A 17,938-nucleotide genomic window follows, 5' to 3' on the forward strand; every position below is an offset into this window, starting at 1 on the left:
GAGACATAAGACATGATCGCCAGACGGATCGGCCATTCCATCACGGTTTTGGCAGCAATTGCAGCAGTATTAAGCGTTCCTGCAACAGCCCAAACCGCCAGCGACAACGCCGAGGCGATCTATCGACAGCGATTGGCGGTGTTCCTCAAAGACCCCGGCAACCTGCTTTACGAACCGACCGAACCTTTGCGCGGCACGCCCCGTTGGAAGCCGCTGGCCATGGCACCCGTGGCCAAGCGCGGTATCCTGGCCGAAGCGCTGGAAAAGGCGCGCAGCTATGCCGCTATGATGAACAGCAGCGCATTCATTGTGTGGCGCGATGGCAAATTGATCACACAATGGTACGCGCCCGGCGTTACCGCAAACACGCCGATTACGTCCAAATCGTTGTCCAAGCCGCTCACCGCCATCGCCGTGGGCCGTGCGATTTCACTCGGCAAGATCCGCTCGATAGATCAATCCATCGCCGATTTCGTCCCATCGGCCAAAGGCACGCCTAAGGAAAAGATCACCATCCGCTTCCTGCTCGATATGCGCTCGGGCATGCTCGATCAGGGCTTTAACACAGATCCCGAACACCCCTACAACCGCGCGCTGCTGCACCCCGATTTCGGCCAGCAGATCCTCGAAACATATCCGATGCCGCATGAAGTGGGTAAGCATTACTCTTATGCCAATGCTCCCAGCGATCTGATCGCGATGGTGATCGAAGGCGCCACCGGCATCCGCTACGGCGAATTCGTCACACGCGAGGTACTGATGCCACTGGGGGCGCAGGGCGGCACGATGTGGGTGGGCAAACCCGGCGGTCTTGCCCATGCCGGCTGTTGCGCCACCATGCCCGCCGACACTTACCTTCGCTTTGCTGTGCTGTTGCTTGATGATGGCGTGTGGCAGGGCAAACGGCTCCTGCCCAAGGGCTATGTGATGCAAATGCGCAAGGGCACGCCTGAAAATCCGCACTTCGGCTTGGGTATCTGGATTGGTGAGCCCTACAAGCAGCGCCGCCCGTTCGGCGCACCGGGGATGCTCGGGCCGCATGTGCTGCATTCCGAACCGTTCCTCGATCCGGACTTGTTCATGTTCGATGGCAATTCGAACCAGTTGGTCGCGATCAGCCCCAAACACCGCCTGATCGTGCTGCGTGTGGGCGCCACCCCGCCTGCGCCCAAGGATGGCTCGCCCGAATGGGACAACGCCTTCCTGCCCAATACCCTGATCCGGGGGCTTACCGCTTCGAAGAAGTGATTTCTGCCAGCCGCTTTGCGAAATCAAAAGTAGACATGTCAGGATCCACAATCATTGGGAATGCCCCTGCCAAGCTTGGCGCGCTTTAGCAGGCTGCTGATCCAGATTAGCCGACCGGCGCTCTATTGCACATATTGTTCGCGCCGAATTGCAAACTGTCCGCCACACGGACAGGACGCCAGAGATACCATTTGCAGGCTCACATTGCGATAGCATCGCAATGCACGCCTGATCCCAAAGCCCAGTCTTGCCGCGTTCCGCTATCAGGCATTTGAACGCAATGGTCGGACCATTGGGCTTAGGCTTCGGTCAAGCCTTGGAGAAAAGTGCAGTCTATTCCGCCGTTCCTCTTGCACGAAGAAGCATGATGCAGACCAATCAACAAAAACTCCCACTCTCAATCTGTCTCGGCTTCGGCGTTGGCACAGTGGGGGTTTCGATCATGCTTAACGCGGTGACCGTATATTTTCCAGCATTCATGTCTACTGTACTTGGGCAATCACCTGAAATTGCTGGCTATCTGCTAATGGCATCCAAACTTGCAGATGCAGCAATCGATGTGACGGTGGGTTCACTCAGCGATCGTACCCAATCGCGCTGGGGGCGTCGCAAACCGTTCTTGATGGCCGGGGCCCTCCTGTCCGCCATTTCGTTTCTGATGTTGTTTGCACCTCCGGTCACCGGCCAAGGTCCGCTGATCGCCTGGATGATCGCCGCGCTTTTGATCTATTCCACGGCGTATTCCCTGTTCAATGTGCCCTATATGGCAATGCCTGCAGAACTAACCAACGGCTTTCACGACCGCACCCGGCTGTTATCGTTTCGTACCGTGTTCGTTTCGATCGGCCAACTTTTGGCGATGGCAGGCACGGCGGCGTTGATAAAGCACGGAGGCAGTGGCGCAGACGGCTTCTTTACGATGGGTCTTGTGATGGCGCTAATCATAGGCGGCGCAATGACCGCTACCGCGTTAGCCGTTCCCGTTCAGCATGGTTCCATCCAGCAAAACCAAGGCGCAGTTTCCATCAACCGCCATTTGCCCGGTGTAGCAGATATGCGCAGCATCGCGCGTAACCGTCCGTTTATGCTGTTGCTCGGCGCCAAAGTGTTTCAGTTTCTCGCGTTCGCCTCTATCGCGTCAACGGGGCTGCTGTTCATGCTCAATGTGCTTGGCATCGGCTATGACGGCCAGATAATCTTGGCGGTTACACAGAACATTGTCGTTGCGTTTAGCATGCCGCTTTGGGTTCGCTGCGGCAGGCGTTTTGGCAAACGTGCAACATATCTTGCGGGTGTTGTGCTTTTCTGCGGCACCGCGCTCAGTTGGTTGCTGGCGGACCGCTCTATCAGCACGATTGCCCTTGTCGCGCGCGGTATCATGAGTGGCGCAGGATCGGGTGCGATCCTACTCATGTCGGTATCGATGCTTGGTGACGCACTTGCCTATGACCGGCTTCTGAGTGGCAAAGCGCGTGAGGCATTGCTCTCCAGCACGATTGCGGTGATCGAAAAGGTCAGTTTCGCGCTGGGCGTTGCGGTTCTTGGCGCGTTCCTTAGCTTGTATCACTACGTACCCACCACCGGCGGGGCATTGACCGCTCAACCCGAAAGCGCGCTTACTGCACTTAAGATGGGTTTCGCCGTAATCCCCATGGTGCTGTTCGCCATAAACGGCCTTTTCTTGTCGAGCTATGATTTGGACGAAAAAAAGCTGGCAGGAGCGTGAAGGCTGGGATCATCCGGCGGGCAGCTTGTATTTCCGGAAGACCAACAAGGCGATGCCTTGCATCGCCGCAGGTATCACGCTGTAAAGCAGTACTATTCCACCAATCGCTGTGGCAGTTTGGGGCACTTCCACACCGGTGGAAGAGACGAAGCCGAACAGGCTGAGCACGACGCCTGCAATGACCGGACCGACCGCGAAAGCCAGCTTTTCGAACGCCGAAAATAGTCCGGCGAATACACCTTCGCTAGCTACTCCCATATTGCGGCGTTGGTAATCGACCGTATCTGTCATCATCGACAGCGCTAGCATGATGAAGCCGCCATTGACGGCGCCGATCGCCAAGGCGCGTACAATGACCAATACATGATCAAGCAGCATCGGCTGCCCAAACGGCATTTGCACCATCGTAGCCGATAGGGGCGAGACCCACAGCCATGTGATCGTCACCAGGGCCCACAGGGTTGATGCCAACACGTAAGAACGCGGCTTTCCAATACGTCGTGGTAGCCACAACCACAGCGGCTGCGACAGGATCGCGGCTGAAGACATGGCCAAGATGAAGAACGGGATAAGCCAGACCGCCTTGACTACGTAAATGAATACAAAACCGAGTGCGGTATAGCTCGAGGCTTGCCCAACATTTGAAATGAAGCTGGTGACCAGGAGAATGACGAACGGGCGGTTTTTGCGCACTTGGGCGATCTGTCCGCGCAGACTGCCGGGCGGTTGGTCCGATGGAATAAGCGGTGTCTTGCGCAAGCTTTGCGCGGTGATGAGCATAGTGACCAGACAAACCGCGCCAAGCACCCAGCTCATCGCCCGCCAACCATGCGGGCCACCGCCAAAGTATTGCACCAGAGGTTGCGCCGCGCCCACGCCCAGTAACACGCCAATCGTGGCAAAGACCATGCGTAACACCATGATCCGGTTGCGTTCATTGGTATCATGCGACAGCTCTGCAGCAATTGCCAGATAAGGCACCGAGTAGACGCTGAACGCTGTCGCCGCCAGAAAGAACAGGACGCAAGTGACAAAAGCCGCCATCGCGGGCGAAGAATAGGCGCTAACCGCAAACAGCGAAACAAAGCCAAGCGCAGTGCCAAATGCACCGCCGATCAGAAACGGCGTCCTCCCGATTTTAGCCTTCATCCGGTCAGACAGTCCGCCCACCAGCGGATCGCACACAATTAACCATAGTTTTGGGATCAAAACCACCAAACCTGCGACCCATGCCTCTACGCCCAACATTGTCGTAAGGAACAGGGGGAGCAATACCGCGGGCGTATCGCGGAACACCTGTGCGCCCACTTGGCCTAGGCCATAACGCAAAACGACCGAAGTGGGGATGCGATCAGCAGCAGCAATGGTCATCGGCAAGGGTGTTCCACAATAGGCGGGCAGACGCGCTCTATCCCACCATCCCCTATTGCCGCGTCTGCGGGAACCGGCAATGCCCTATCCTATCCGCCTAGCGGACGACCCTTTCGCAGGTCGGTGTAATTGATCCAAACAAACGCCGAACCAGCTTGAGCAAAACACCGCACGATAATGCTGTTCTTGAAGGTTGAGATCTACATTCTGTTATCGAATAAACGAACCGGTCTCTTGTCCGATAGTGGTGGCTGGGATCGCGTCAGGTGATCCGGCTGGACAATGTGTTGTAGCACAGTACCAAAAAAATGGTGCGGGAGCATCGGTCTTACGGGGTTGGCCAACAGCTTCGTCGCAGCCGTTGGCTGTAGCTGTCGAAGGCAGGTCGTGCAGTCCCGTTAGTTGTCGGCCTCTAAATCAACCCTCATCACTGTGCACGGCGACTAGAGTTGGCAATCTGGAAATGTTGCATTGCAGCATGTCGTTTTAAAGACGGACTAGCCCAATCCGTTGCCTGACGAGCAAACCCCGCGCCATGCGCCCTAAAGCCAAAGTCCGGCGCTATGTTATTGGAAATATGTCAAATATCCTACAGGCACTGTCTGCACTTAAGCGTAACTGGCGAAATGGTGCATCCGACAGACGAATACGACACAGATTTGGCGTGATGAAGACGCAAACTGCGACACACTTTCGCAAGAGGTTTGATCGACCTCGTCTTATGAATCAACCGGGAACGAAAAATTTGCCACAGCTACTGCCATTGACCGACTAGCGGACAGACTAGGCAAGCAGCTTATAGATCACGAAATAAGTGAGGATAAATAATAGAAATGGGATTTTGACCACCAGGTAAATCCCTAGATTTTTCTGAAGTATGCACAGGAATTTCACTTCGGCTAAAAGCCGATAAATACTCATGAGGGGTAACATGAACAGTTTGAAACGCACCGCACGTCTATCGTCCACGCTCTCTGCACTTGCCCTTGTGGGCGGAATGATGGGAGCAACTCCGGCGCTGGCTCAGGCCGCAGACGACGCCGAAATTGGAAGTGATGGCGGTGCCGGCATCGTCGTTACCGCCCGTAAGCGCGCAGAAGATATCTTGAAGGTGCCAGTTACAGTCGTCGCCTTTTCAGGTGAATCGCTTGAGCAGCGCGGCGTTTTTTCGGTGGTCGACATGGCTACCGCAACTCCGGGCATCAACATCAACAACAGTTCATCGGGCAACGTTTCGCGTTCGTTCCAGACGATCATCATGCGCGGCTTCACGCCGTCCAACGCGAATGCAAGCACGACTTCAATGTTCATTGATGGCGTGCCGGTCCAGTCGCCTTCGCAGCTCACCTCGATCGCTGGTCCTGAGCGCATTGAAATCCTGAAAGGTCCGCAGGCCGCCTACTTTGGCCGTGCGACGTTTGCCGGTGCCATCAATGTCGTGAACAAGGTTCCGACGGGTGAATGGGGCGGGCAGATGACCGCAATGTATGGCACGCAGGACAGCTATCGCCTGCAAGGCGCGGTTGAAGGCCCGATCTTTGGAGAAGCGGTAACCTTTCGCGTCACGGGCGAAAAATGGAAGCGCGGCGGTACGTGGACCAATGCGTTTGACGGATCGCGTCTCGGTACCCAATCGTCGAGCGTAGCCACGGCGCTGCTTGCATTTAAACCTACGGAAACGATCACCTGGAAAGTGTTCGGCATGCTGGGCGAAGACAAGGATGGCGCGCCTGCGGCGACCCGTGTTAACTTCCGCACGGTTACCAATCCAGCCGGCCAGGTCATCCAGACCAACCAGAGCAATTGTAACCTGACTGGCAACACGGTGGGTGTCCCGGGCTTTGGTGTAGCGACTACCAACCCATTCTATTGCGGAACGCTGCCCAATTTTGCCGATCCGATTTCGGCCAACACGGCAGACACTGACGCCTTGCGAGCGTATCTTTCGGGTACCGGCCGCCGCATTCTATCACCCGATGAAAGCGTAGAAGGCTATGGTCTTTTGCGCCAATCACGCCACGCACACACCACGCTCGATTTCGAACTGTCCGACTCGCTGACTGCAAGTGTTCTTGCTGGCTACAACCGCGAGGTGTTCTCCACATTGCTTGACCTTGACGGTTACGATACGTCATCGATCCCGTTTGCAGCCAATCCCAAAGGCTATTGGGACTTCCCATTCCTGGTAGAGCGCAAGAACCAGGACTGGTCGGCTGAAGGGCGCCTGGCTTACGATTCCGGCCCACTGAAGGCCCTTGTCGGTGTTAGCTTCCTGAAGGCATCTTCGATTGCAGGTGGCGGCGGCAGCTTTTCGGCGCTTCCTACAAATGGCTCAAACTTTCTTCCCGGAGACAAGGGGCAGAACGAGACCTTTGGTATTTTCGGCGGCTTGACTTACGAAGTGGCTGACGGCCTCACGATCAGCGCGGAAGGCCGCTACCAGAGCGACAAGGTTTCGATTATCACAGGAGACATCGGTCGCACGATTACTGCAGGCGTTTTCGTTCCTGTCGGTACTTATGCCGCCGGAGACCTTCTGGCGCAGCGCACTTACAACAACTTCGCGCCACGATTTATCGTGAATTACGATGTTAATCCTGACCTGATGGTCTATGCCTCGTATTCCAAAGGCGTAAATGCCGCGCTGAACAATGCGAACATTCTGGGTGCGTCCGCTTTTGTTCAACAGGCGGCGGCTGATGCTGATGGCCGTCTCCTCATAAATCCGGATACGGTGACCAACTACGAAGTTGGCGCTAAGGGTACCTTGTTCAACGGTGCCCTGCGTTATTCCAGCGCGATCTATTTCGCCAAGTGGAAGGATCAGGTCAACGCACTCACCATCGCCATTCCTGATCCCACAGCCACGACAGGTTTCAGCTTCGTCAATGTGTCGAATAACACCGGCAATGTTGACATGTACGGCATTGAAGCTGATCTCGCATGGAAAGTGAACGATCTTATCTCGATCGACGCGGCCGGTGCGATCAACGACAGCAGCATTCAATCGTTCCGCAGCACTATCGTCAGCCGCCTTACGGGGGTCTTCGATTTCAGAGGCAACGAGAACAAGCAAACCTCAAAGTATTCTGCCAATGTCGGCGTTACTTTCGGTGGCGATCTTGGCGGAATGGATGATGCGAGTTGGTTCTTCCGCACAGACTGGAATTACAAGTCTGGAATGTGGACCAACGAAGCGAATACAACCAAGACCCGTGGCCGCAACGTATTCAATGCACGCGCCAGCATTACCAAGGGTCAGGTGCAGTTGGATGTTTTCGTGAACAATATTTTCAACGACACCAACCCTGCTACGGTTGCCGATGCTTCGCTGTTCACGACGACCTTTGCCTTCACATCTGTCCCGAACTCGGTACAACTCGGCCTGCCTGAACGGCGTGTTGGCGGTATCCAGGCAAAGATCTCGTTCCGATAATGGTTTGATTTGAGCGTGGTCTTCGGATCCCGTAAAAAAAGGGGCGGCGGAACCACACACGGTCCGCCGCCCCTTTTGTGTTGTTTACGCATCTAGAATCAGACCACGTTCGGCAGGGCTAAAACCCTGATACAGCGGGTAAAACAAGCAATTTTGAGCAATATGATGCAGCAGATGGTTCTGACGAATTGGATGGGAGGACTTCAATATGACTATCTTTAAAGAGTCCGGCACTTTGCTTTTGGGTATATCCTTCCTGGCTGCTGCAATCAGCGCAAGCGCACAGACGCCGCTTGCGCCGACGTTCCCATCCGATGCGCAAATGCGAGCGCAATATGCATTGCCACAGTCACAGTTCGCCATGATTGAAGGTGAGAACGTGCACTATGTCGATGAGGGCACCGGTCCTGCTATCCTCTTGCTGCATGGTTCCTATGCGAGTTTGCGCCAATGGGACGATTGGGCGCGTGAATTGGTGAAACACTATCGTGTCATTAGATTTGATCAGTCGCCGGCCGGACTTTCCGGGCCTAACCCTGTTCAGGATTATTCACTCGACCATCGCCTTGCCGTGATCGACGGGTTGATGAACAAGCTCAAGGTTGACCGCTTCATTATTGTCGGGACATCAAGCGCGGGCGTGCCGACCACGGCCTATGCCGCCACGCGTCCAACCCGGATTACCGGCATGGTGCTGAACAACATCGCAATTGCCCAGTTCCCTATGGATTTGGCGAAAATGCCTAAGGGCCTTCAGGCTGCCGTCGCCGAAGACCGCACACACCCCGGCTTCCACCGGCCCGATTTCTGGCGCCAGATCCTGCTCGCGAACATCGAGGATAAGGCCCGCATCACCCCTTCGCTAGTTCAACAATGGACCGAACTGAATCACCGCGCCTTGCGGGACCCGAAAGTGGGCAAGGCAGTCTATGCACAAATGACGCCATTCTCACGATCTGGCGAAGATTTACCCAAAATCAACGCACCCACCTTGATACTGTGGGGCCAGAGCGATCATGAAACCCCTGTCAACACGCACGGAATCCCTGCCTTTGTAGCATCGGGTGCGGTGGACAAGACGCTCGAGCTCATCCCCAACTGCGGTCACATGGTCCCGCTTGATTGCCCGGCGCGCGCGATGGAACGCATGATGCCCTTCTTGAAGCGAATAACAGGCTGATAACCAAGCCCTGTACACGCAGGCGCGCACGGTAATTCCCGCGCGCGCCTGCGTGTGTTGGCAGTTTTGCCAAGAATGCTGCCAGACAGGAGCTTCTGTTGCTTACGCAGCGCAATCGCCAGCAATAAGGCGGCGTCGGCAAAGGCTCAAGAAACTGGTTTTTTCAGATAGGCTATGACGGCCTTGCGATCCGCCGCATTGGGAACGCCTGCAAATACCATCGATGTTCCCGGTACCATACTGGCCGGCCTGGTTAACCATTTGTCCAGTGTTACCTCGTTCCAGGTTATATTGGATTTCGCGAGCGCTGTGGAATAACGGAAACCGGTAGCCTTGGCTGCTTTGAGACCAACCACTCCGTACAGGTTCGGTCCAACCTTGTTTGGCGCACCAGCTTTGACGTTGTGGCAAGCCATGCAGCGCATGAATACGCGTTTGCCCGCGACGGCATCACCTCCCGCTGGCGCGGCCAAAACAATCGAAGGGCTGATAGACATGGCACCCGCCAAAGCCAAAGCCCATGAAATTGCACGCTTATTCATAGAATCTTCCATCCGTCATGATAAGTCAGAAACATAGATTGGCGCGATCATGCAACCCTATTTTCGGCGGTGGGCGAGGACCCATGCTTTTGCCCGCAGTGCCGCGTTTGCGCGCACATCGGCGAAGAACAATCCCACGTCATGGAAATGCATTGACCCACCGGGTCCGGGAGCAAGGTCTAGCCCGGGAGCAAGATAGACTATTGCCAGACCGCGCTCGCATTTGACTGCCACCGCGCCTGCACGAAGCGGCTTCATCGGCCCAAGTCCCGGGACACCCGGAGCTGCGCCTAGGGCCTGCGAGGAAAGCGACGCCGGCTTACCAAGATCGAATGTCACGGGATTTACACAGACCGGCTCCCATCCGTCTTCGGTGCCATATCGCGTCGCATAAAATCGCCGATAAGCGTCAAGCATCGGCGTCGGATCAGACCCTGCCATGACGGCGTTCCATTGCACGGCGCATCCTGTCTGCGCAGGTTTGGCGCAGATCGGTACCGATTTGAACCGGCGGGGTCCAAACTCGCCTCCGGCCAAATTGATTCCGATGATGTAGGCCGCCACCATGCGCGTCTGAAGCGCAGTGCCATCAATGCGCTTCTCTAGCAGATCCGATATGTGTTTTCCGCCTTGGCTGTGGCCAGCCAAGATAAACGGCCTGCCCTTGCTCACATTTGCCAGAAACCAGTCAAATGCGCGCTCAACATCACCATAAGCCAGCGCGAAAGCCTCGTCGCGGTGCGCTTCGGATTGCAGTGCGTTAAAGCTTGCCGCGCGATAGCGCGGGGCCCACACCCTGCAACAACCCTCAAAAGCGCCGCCCTGCCGAACGATTACGCTTTCGTCGGTCCATTGATCGGCTACCGCATCCCCCGGCCTCTGATTCCATTCACCCTTTGCAGAACGGAACGTGGTGGGATGCACATAAAACACATCCACCGGCCCAGATTTTGCAGCCGCTGGTCCCGCCGCCCAGTTCGCTGGCGATGTATAGTCTGGCGCGGCCGCAGCCTGCGCGGCAATGTCTTCACGCGGCGTAGCTGCGAAGGTGAGTTCGCCGCCTACCAGCGTTGCCACAAATGTAACAAGGCCTCGTAGCAAGTTCACGCTCGGCCTACGATCTCGATGGCCACCCGCTCACCGCTTTCCATCGCCGCTTCCATACCGAAGTCCAGCCTCCGCGTGTGTTCACCGGCAAAGTGCATCACTTGCCATGGGTCGGTCATCTTGCGCGCAAAACTGTTTACTTGCCCTGGCGCAAGGCTGAAACCGCACCCTAGCTGGTGGGGATCGCGTGCCCAATCCTTATAGGTGTTTACGCGTACGCGACCAACAGATGCCGGGCGGATCCGTGCCAGTTCTTCTAGCACAAACGCTTGGGCTTCTTCACATGGTCGCGAAGCAATCGCCTTCCCTGCTTCGCCAACCATGACCACCATCGCACGGTGCGCGCCTTCTCCGGTGTGATTGTCGATAGCCCAGAACATGCCGATCGGGCCGTCGGTAGAAAACGACGCTGGCAGGCCATCATCCTTCCAGAACGGGCGGTCGACCGTCACATACATGCGCGCCGTGTTGGCATAAGGCATCTGCGTAATCGCAGCGCGATGAAGCGCGCTGTCAGCCGATGCTACAATATCGACCTTGCGCAGCACTGGGAACGGAACGGCCGAAATCACGAAGCGCGCCGAAACGCTTGAACCATCAGCACAAGCTATTGTTGCGCCCTTGGCGGTCATGGCAATCTGCACGACCCTGCGTCCGAGGCGCACTGCATCACCAAGTTCTGCCGCCATGGCCAGCGGTAGCCGCTCGGTTCCACCTTTAATGTTGCTGACCGATGCCAGCCCGTCGATCAGGTTATGATCATTGGCCTCGCCAAATGGATGGTCGCGTTGTCCTGGGGCCTGACTCTGCTGCAACCGTTTGTCGATTCCGCCGCGCGTTTCTTCCTGCCACATTCGGAGCATGGAAGTGCCGTCGATGCTCAGTCCAGGTACCGAAAAGCGCGCCAGTTCAATTGCTGCGGGGCTGTATCCCTCACGCTGCATCAACTGGCGAAGCGAAATGTCCTGATTTGAAAAGCGTGGGTCAAGCCAGTCATCGACTTCCTTCAAGGGATTGAACTTTGCGGCAACCGATTGCCCCATCAGGATCGGATTGATGCGTCGTTCATCCCCCACTGTTTTGTTAAGCGGATTGGCTTCCCATGTCTTGGGATCGACCCATGTGCCGCCAAGGTTTGCTCCAAAGCCCAGCAGATCGCGATCTTCGGGTATCAACTGCAAGCCAAGCCTGTTGCATGTATCGATCACACGAGCATAGCTTCGGCCGATCTGACTCGCTCCCACGTCGATCGGGCCCTCGCCGGTGGCAACGGTGCGTACCCGTCCGCCAACCCGATCCGCAGTTTCCAGTACGATCACTTTCATGCCGGTATCGCGAAGGATCTGTGCCGCATGCAAGCCAGAAAGCCCGGCGCCAATGATTGCTACATCGGTTATTTCATTGGCGAAGGCCATTTTGGGCAGCCCCATCACAGCAGCCCCCGCGGCCCCCGAGACAATCAGCTGACGACGTGAAAAGCGCATTTGGAGACTCCCGAATTCGGTATTTCCTATAGTGTTCCAGAACTTTGGCCCGAAACGCTGTTCAGCATCATAAATGGTCACACCGCGGATAATGGTGCCCCAGCCTATAAATGCAGATCATGCGAAAAGATCAACAGGCTGACAATTTCTGTCGCCACAGCAAGCAGGTCAAATAACAAAAAAGGCATTATCGGATTGCTTGCAGAGGTTGTCCCTCCGTTTAGGATCCGAACATCAAACCATCTCAAACCGGATGACAACTTTGCCAAAGGCCCCTTGCGCGGCTCGGGCATAAGCATCGTTTACCCGATCCAGCCCGAATTCGCTGTCGATTACCGGACGGATGCGTTTCTCCACCATGAATGCTGCAAGCGCGGTATGGTCTGCCTGTGATCCCACCATAACCGCACTCGCTTTCAGTGCGGAAAAGATCATTGGCAGCGCCGGTATCTGACCGCCGAAGCCCGCCAGCGCCCCGATCACCGCAAGGTGACCATTAAGCCCAAGGCTGTTCACCGATTGCTCTAGGGTGCCGTCGCCGCCAAGTTCGACAACATGGTTGACCCCGGCTCCGGAAGTATAGTCCCGCACGGCGCTGGCCCAGTCCGGCACCTCGCAGTAGTTGATACCATGAACCGCGCCTAGCCTTTTAGCGGCAGCAATCTTTTCTTCACTGGAAGACAGGATGATTGGCCGCGCGCCAGCGGCAGCGGCAATTTGCACCGCAAACAGGGCAACGCCACCCGTCCCCAAGACCAGTACGGTGTCGTCTTCCTGCAAACCACCGAGCGTCATCAATGCGTTCCAAGCCGTGACCCCGGCGCAGGGCAAACAAGCTCCCTCGGCAAAGCTCCAGCCATCGGGCAGCGCGATCAACCCTGCCTCGGCAAGCACCACATGATCGGCCAACACACCTGCTGCGCCCGCACCCAGCGCCGAGAACGCACCCGGTAGCGTCAGGCGGCCGCCAGCCCAGGCCTGGAAGAAGGCTGACATCACGCGATCGCCCGCGCGCCAGCGGGTTACGCCTTCACCCACCGCGACGACCTCGCCCGCGGCATCCGACAACGGTACAAACCTGTCGCCAGTTGCGGGGTAGGAGAAGTCGCGGATGGAAAGGTCGCGGCGGTTGAGCGATGCGGCATGGACACGAACAAGAACTTCGCCTGGTCCCGGCTCGGGCACTGGTGCAGTGACCATCTCAAGGTCGAAACCGGCATCGGTGCGCACGAGTTCAAAACGGCGGTCAGTCATCATTACAGGCTCCGGACGAGGTGCTTCGCCGGCAACATCCGGCAGGAAATCGAGAATAGCGCGGACGAACTGGCCCGGTTGATGCTCGGGCGCAGCAAGGAAGCCCGGACCCATCGCGCGGACGGGCACATGCGGGAAATCCGCGCGGAAACGATCGAGATGACCGGTCAGACCCAGCGGATCGTCTCCTGCCTGCACCACTTGCACCGGACAACGCACTTGTTGCAGCACTGAAGCCAAATCCTGCGCGAATATGGCATCAAATGCTTGGTCCCTGCCTGGCGCAGAGCCCAGCGCGCCCAACGTTTCGGCGTGGACGAGTTCTGGCGAATAGACCGGAAACAAGCTTTTCATCAGCTTCCACGTTTCCGCGACATGAGCGCCGTCGCGCGCAATCTCCGGCGCATTGCCAATGCCCGCCCGGTCCTTCGCGCGCTGCTCGGCAGAAGCATAAAGCACGCCCGACAAAGTCAGGCTGACAACCCGTTCTGGGGCAAGGACTGCCATTTCCGCAGCGAAATGCGTGCCCGTGTGGTGTCCTGCCAGATGGAACCGGTCAACTCCTAGCTGAGCTATCGCTTCGAGAAACCACTGCCCGTAATTGTGCGCAGCGGGACGGCCTACAGGCCGGAAGGATTGCCCGAATCCCGGCGTATCCAACGCAATCGCGGCTCTGCGTCCAGCAAGGAAACGCAGCATACGTTCAAAGCTGGCCGAACAGACGGGCGTGCGGTGCAGCAAGACCAGCGGGACGCCCGGTCCTTCCACGCGCCGAAAGTGCACCTGGCCATCGCGGACCGGAGCATAACCCTTTGTGACAGGATCGGGGACTTGCTCAGACATGCAGACTTTCCAAGAAAAGCGAGTGGCTGCCTTAACCGATCGCCTTCATGCCGAGCCTGCCGCTTGGAGACTATCCACCATGCGGTAATCCGCGTCTTCGCTTCTGGCAGCACCCGCCCCAGAGCCGGTCGTTTCTCCCATCAGCTACATAAGTGCGTCAGTTAGCCCAACCTTCGAACGAGACGACGTCTCCGGAAAGTGCTCCAGTCAAGCCGCCGTCAACCTTCAGGTCCGCGCCATTAATCCAGCTGGCTTTGCTGGTGGCAAGGAATGCGATGACTTCCCCGATTTCATCGCAAGTTCCATCGCGACCGACTGTCTCACGCGAGAAGTGCATTGCATCTTTTCCCATCGATGCAATGAAATCAGGGATGAGGGGCGTATCGATGCTGCCGGGACTGACCGAGTTGAGGCGTACGCCACGCGGCCAATGCGCAAGGCAATCATGGGCTACCAAGGCACACAGAAGTTCCTTGGAGCAGTTATAGGCCTCTGAGGCCGATCCACACTGCGCCGCCGCCATCGCAAGGGACCGGGCATCGTTGGGTTCGCGCACCACGCAGAGCAACGCCTCCTTTCTATCCATCCAGCGCCAGCCTGCACCCGACGAGACGATCGTTACGGATCCGCCGTCGCGAACAAGAGGAGAAAGCGTGCGCACAATATGGCGGGCCGACACAAAGTTGATCTGCAAGATCCTTTGCGGATCGCCAACTCCGGCAACGCCGGCGCTGATCACCAAGGTGTCAAATCTGCCGGCCACGTTAGTGTCGGCCAGCAGGGCGCAGGTGGCGCTAACTACCGATGGTTCGGCAAGATCACAATGGATCCAGCCCGCATGTGCGAAGTCCGATGGCGGATCAAGACGGTCCAGCCCAACCACTTGCCAGCCTTCCCGTAGGAAGAGACGTGCCGTTGCAAGGCCAATGCCGCTGGCTGCACCGGTGATAAGCGCCTTCATGTACGGCTAAACTCCAAACATCTTTGGCAAGGTGATCACCAGGGAACTTTCTGGCCCAGCAGATCGACGAAGGCCCCGTTATCCGCCTTTGAAAGCCCGGCTATGACCTTGCGCTGGTTTGCCACGCTTGCTTCCACCGGCCATTGCGCCGAAGCACCGCCAAGGTCGGTCTGTGTCCAGCCTGGGGCCATACTGATCACAGTGAAACCCTGTTCCCCCAACTCAACTGAAAGCCCTTTGGTCACCATGTTTAGCGCGGCCTTACTAGAGCGGTAGGCATAGGATTGGCCTTGTGTATTGTTCGAGATCGAGCCAAGGTCTGACGACATGTTAATGATCAGCTTGCGCTGGCCCGCGCTCAGGTTGGCGCGAAGAACTTGGATGATCTGGAACGGTGCCAGAACATTGACCCGCATAATCTGCTCCCACAGATCATAGTCCATACCGTTATGACTTTGGCGGTGCGAGGCATTGTCCCAGCTTCCGCCATAAAGCCCCGCATTGTTGAGCAGGACGTCAATGGCCGCGCCTTCCAGCCGCTCACCCAGCGCGATCACAGAGGCGCGGTCCTCAAGGTCCAGCGCTTCGATCCTGATTTGCGGGTGCCGCTGTACAAGGCTCGCAAGCGCTGAAGCATTTTCAGGCTCGCGGGCAGTCGCGATAACAGTCTCGCCAGCTTCGGCCAATTGCCGTGTATATTCCAGTCCGATGCCCCGGTTCGCGCCGGTAACCAACCAAGTACCCATGCCATGCTCTTCCCAATGAATGATCAATCAAATGTAATGGCAACCTTGCCGAATCAGCACCTCGCTCGCGCCTGGTTCCGGTAAGTCGCAGTCGGTGCCGGTCATGTCATGACCGGGCGCGGACTGGGCCAGGTGATAGCGGCGATTCTCCATGGAACTTGGACCTTTAATCTTATTGAGGATTGAACGGACGAAAGCGCCGCCCTGCCGCTACGGAGCGGCGAGAAAGGCTGGACCGACCACCTCTACCGGGACAACCGGGAACCGCTGGCGAAGTGGGTTAAGTATGCCCTTAAGCGTTAGTGGATCATCACTGGCCTGCACGAACCTGACCGCTGTGCGGACACTTTCGATCACTATGCCCAGCAAGCCTACGAAATCCGTTGCGAATATTGCATCCAAAGCCAGATCGCTCCCACGTCATGCGGCAAGAGCTCCCATGGTTTCGGCATGAACCAGATCCGACAGCAGATCGAGGAACAAGGATCGCATCAGCCGGAAGACATTGACAAGATAAAGGCCGTCCAGACCGCATCGAGATGCTGCGTCTTCGCGGTCTGATTTGCCACGACAATTCGCGCCCAAAATCATCTCAAGAAGCCGATCGCACTACAGAATCGAGGAGCTTATCTATCCGCCCTGCGGATGGTGGATCGAGCACGCTGTGAAACCTGTCTGCAAAGATGTTCCATCCGAATTCATACAGACGGGGGTGTGCGTGCAGGCAGTTTCCAATGAAGTAGGGCTTGCCGAAAGCAACGAATTCCGTCGCGGCTGGCGGATACTGCTAGCGTCGATGCTGGGTATAGGCTGCGGACTTGCGGCCATGCCATTCTATACCGCCGGCGTTTTTGCGCCGCATCTTGCTCGTGAATTTGGCTGGTCGATGGGCGAGATAATGGCCGGCCTGACCATCACCACGGTGATGGTCGTTATTGCCGCACCTGTCACTGGGATGCTGTGTGAGAAGTATGGTACTCGGAAAATCGCTCTAGCTTCTCTGATAAGCTTTGGCCTTTCCTACTTCTTGCTCGCAGTATCAAGCGGCTCCCTAATCCAGTTTTACCTGACCTGGGCCGTTGCAGCAACGCTTGGCGCAGGCACCCTGCCAATCACCTTCACGCGCACAGTTAATCGCTGGTTCGACAAGCATCGCGGACTTGCGTTGGGTCTTGCGATGACGGGAACCGGCCTGTTCGGCATATTGTGCAAACCATTGCTTGCTTGGGTCATTGCGGACTTTGGTTGGCGTGGCGGTTATTTCGCACTCGGCCTGCTGCCACTATGCCTCGCTTTGCCAGTAGCATTTGCGCTATTAAAAGATCCTGCCACCACCTCGGCGCCAGGCATGGCCGAACCGGCAGATGAAAGTACAATATCCGGAATGACGCGTGGTGAGGCGGTCCGTCATTGGCGGTTCTGGCTAATCGGCGCAATTCTGGTGCCAATATCGTTCGCTCTCGCAGGCGCGATCCCTAACCTTGAACCTATCCTGCTTGATCGCGGCATTGACCAGGCGACAATACTCACCCTGACACCTCTGGTTGGCCTCGCCTCGATAAGCGGGCGATTGATCGGAGGCTGGTTGCTCGACAGATTCTGGGCGCCGGGAGTAGCGTTTATCTTGCTTGGAATGCCTGCAATTTCATGCGCACTCCTGACGAGCACGAACCTCGACCCCAATCTGGCAGGCCTCGCCATTGTGCTGATCGGATTTGCACTTGGTATCGAATACGATGTGGTGGCTTACCTCACGTCACGCTATTTCGGCATGCGGTCTTATGCTGCAATCTACGGCATATTTTATGTGTGCTTCTCAACCGGAGCAGGTTTCGGACCGCTCGTTTTTGGTCTGATTCGTGATTTCACGCAGGATTTCGGGCCGGCGTTGAAAACGTCTGCTGTAATCCTCCCCCTTTGTTCTGCAGGCTTCCTGTTTTTGGGAAAATACCGTTATAAATCAACATTTTAGTATAGTACAATAATAAATTGACATATTGATATAACATTATAGCAATAAATAGGCCGACAGGCCTAACT

General features: G+C 56.6%; 12 protein-coding genes. 5 read left to right on the forward strand and 7 right to left on the reverse strand.

What is annotated here, in order from left to right; genetic code table 11:
• Positions 1–12: 12 nt before the first annotated feature.
• On the forward strand, positions 13–1,248 hold the full coding sequence (locus IP81_RS13870; protein ID WP_054108606.1) for a serine hydrolase: 1,236 nt from the start codon (positions 13–15) through the stop codon (positions 1,246–1,248).
• A 280-nt stretch (positions 1,249–1,528) separates the two neighbouring features.
• Positions 1,529–2,974, forward strand: coding sequence for an MFS transporter (locus tag IP81_RS13875; protein WP_231626796.1), 1,446 nt, complete (start codon positions 1,529–1,531; stop codon positions 2,972–2,974).
• Positions 2,975–2,983: 9 nt separating this feature from the next.
• Here IP81_RS13875 and IP81_RS13880 read toward each other — a convergent pair whose 3' ends face one another.
• On the reverse strand, positions 2,984–4,345 hold the full coding sequence (locus tag IP81_RS13880; protein WP_054108607.1) for an MFS transporter: 1,362 nt from the start codon (positions 4,343–4,345) through the stop codon (positions 2,984–2,986).
• Between the two features lie 931 nt (positions 4,346–5,276).
• Between IP81_RS13880 and IP81_RS13885 the strand changes: the two genes are divergently transcribed.
• Both IP81_RS13885 and IP81_RS13890 read left to right on the forward strand, forming a co-directional pair.
• The gene (locus IP81_RS13885) at positions 5,277–7,781 is read left to right on the forward strand and encodes a TonB-dependent receptor (protein ID WP_054108608.1); all 2,505 of its coding nucleotides are present in this window, start codon (positions 5,277–5,279) and stop codon (positions 7,779–7,781) included.
• Between the two features lie 208 nt (positions 7,782–7,989).
• Positions 7,990–8,961 (forward strand): alpha/beta fold hydrolase, encoded by a 972-nt coding sequence (locus IP81_RS13890; protein ID WP_054108609.1) that lies wholly within the window; start codon positions 7,990–7,992, stop codon positions 8,959–8,961.
• 146 nt (positions 8,962–9,107) lie between these two features.
• On the opposite strand, the gene IP81_RS13895 is transcribed toward IP81_RS13890, so the two are convergent.
• The 6 genes from IP81_RS13895 to IP81_RS13920 all read right to left on the reverse strand — a co-directional run bounded on the left by IP81_RS13895 (position 9,108) and on the right by IP81_RS13920 (position 15,898).
• Positions 9,108–9,503, reverse strand: a complete 396-nt coding sequence (locus tag IP81_RS13895) for a cytochrome c family protein (protein ID WP_054108723.1) — start codon at positions 9,501–9,503, stop codon at positions 9,108–9,110.
• Between the two features lie 57 nt (positions 9,504–9,560).
• The gene (locus tag IP81_RS13900; RefSeq protein ID WP_082356172.1) at positions 9,561–10,610 is read right to left on the reverse strand and encodes a DUF3089 domain-containing protein; all 1,050 of its coding nucleotides are present in this window, start codon (positions 10,608–10,610) and stop codon (positions 9,561–9,563) included.
• Positions 10,607–12,094, reverse strand: coding sequence for an NAD(P)/FAD-dependent oxidoreductase (locus IP81_RS13905; RefSeq protein ID WP_054108611.1), 1,488 nt, complete (start codon positions 12,092–12,094; stop codon positions 10,607–10,609). The genes IP81_RS13900 and IP81_RS13905 overlap by 4 nt, the downstream gene beginning before the upstream one ends.
• Before the next feature lie 234 nt (positions 12,095–12,328).
• Entirely contained in the window at positions 12,329–14,191 is a 1,863-nt protein-coding gene (locus tag IP81_RS13910) for an alpha/beta fold hydrolase (RefSeq protein ID WP_054108612.1), read from the reverse strand.
• Between the two features lie 157 nt (positions 14,192–14,348).
• Entirely contained in the window at positions 14,349–15,152 is an 804-nt protein-coding gene (locus IP81_RS13915; protein ID WP_054108613.1) for an SDR family oxidoreductase, read from the reverse strand.
• Between the two features lie 35 nt (positions 15,153–15,187).
• Complete coding sequence (locus IP81_RS13920) at positions 15,188–15,898, reverse strand: SDR family oxidoreductase (protein WP_054108614.1); 711 nt, start codon at positions 15,896–15,898, stop codon at positions 15,188–15,190.
• A gap of 562 nt (positions 15,899–16,460) precedes the next feature.
• Here IP81_RS13920 and IP81_RS13930 point away from each other — a divergent pair.
• Positions 16,461–17,870: an MFS transporter gene (locus IP81_RS13930; protein ID WP_157573222.1), complete on the forward strand. Its 1,410-nt coding sequence runs from the start codon at positions 16,461–16,463 to the stop codon at positions 17,868–17,870.
• Positions 17,871–17,938 lie beyond the last annotated feature (68 nt).

The sequence above is a fragment of the Novosphingobium sp. AAP83 genome (assembly GCF_001295795.1).
GTDB lineage: Bacteria > Pseudomonadota > Alphaproteobacteria > Sphingomonadales > Sphingomonadaceae > Novosphingobium.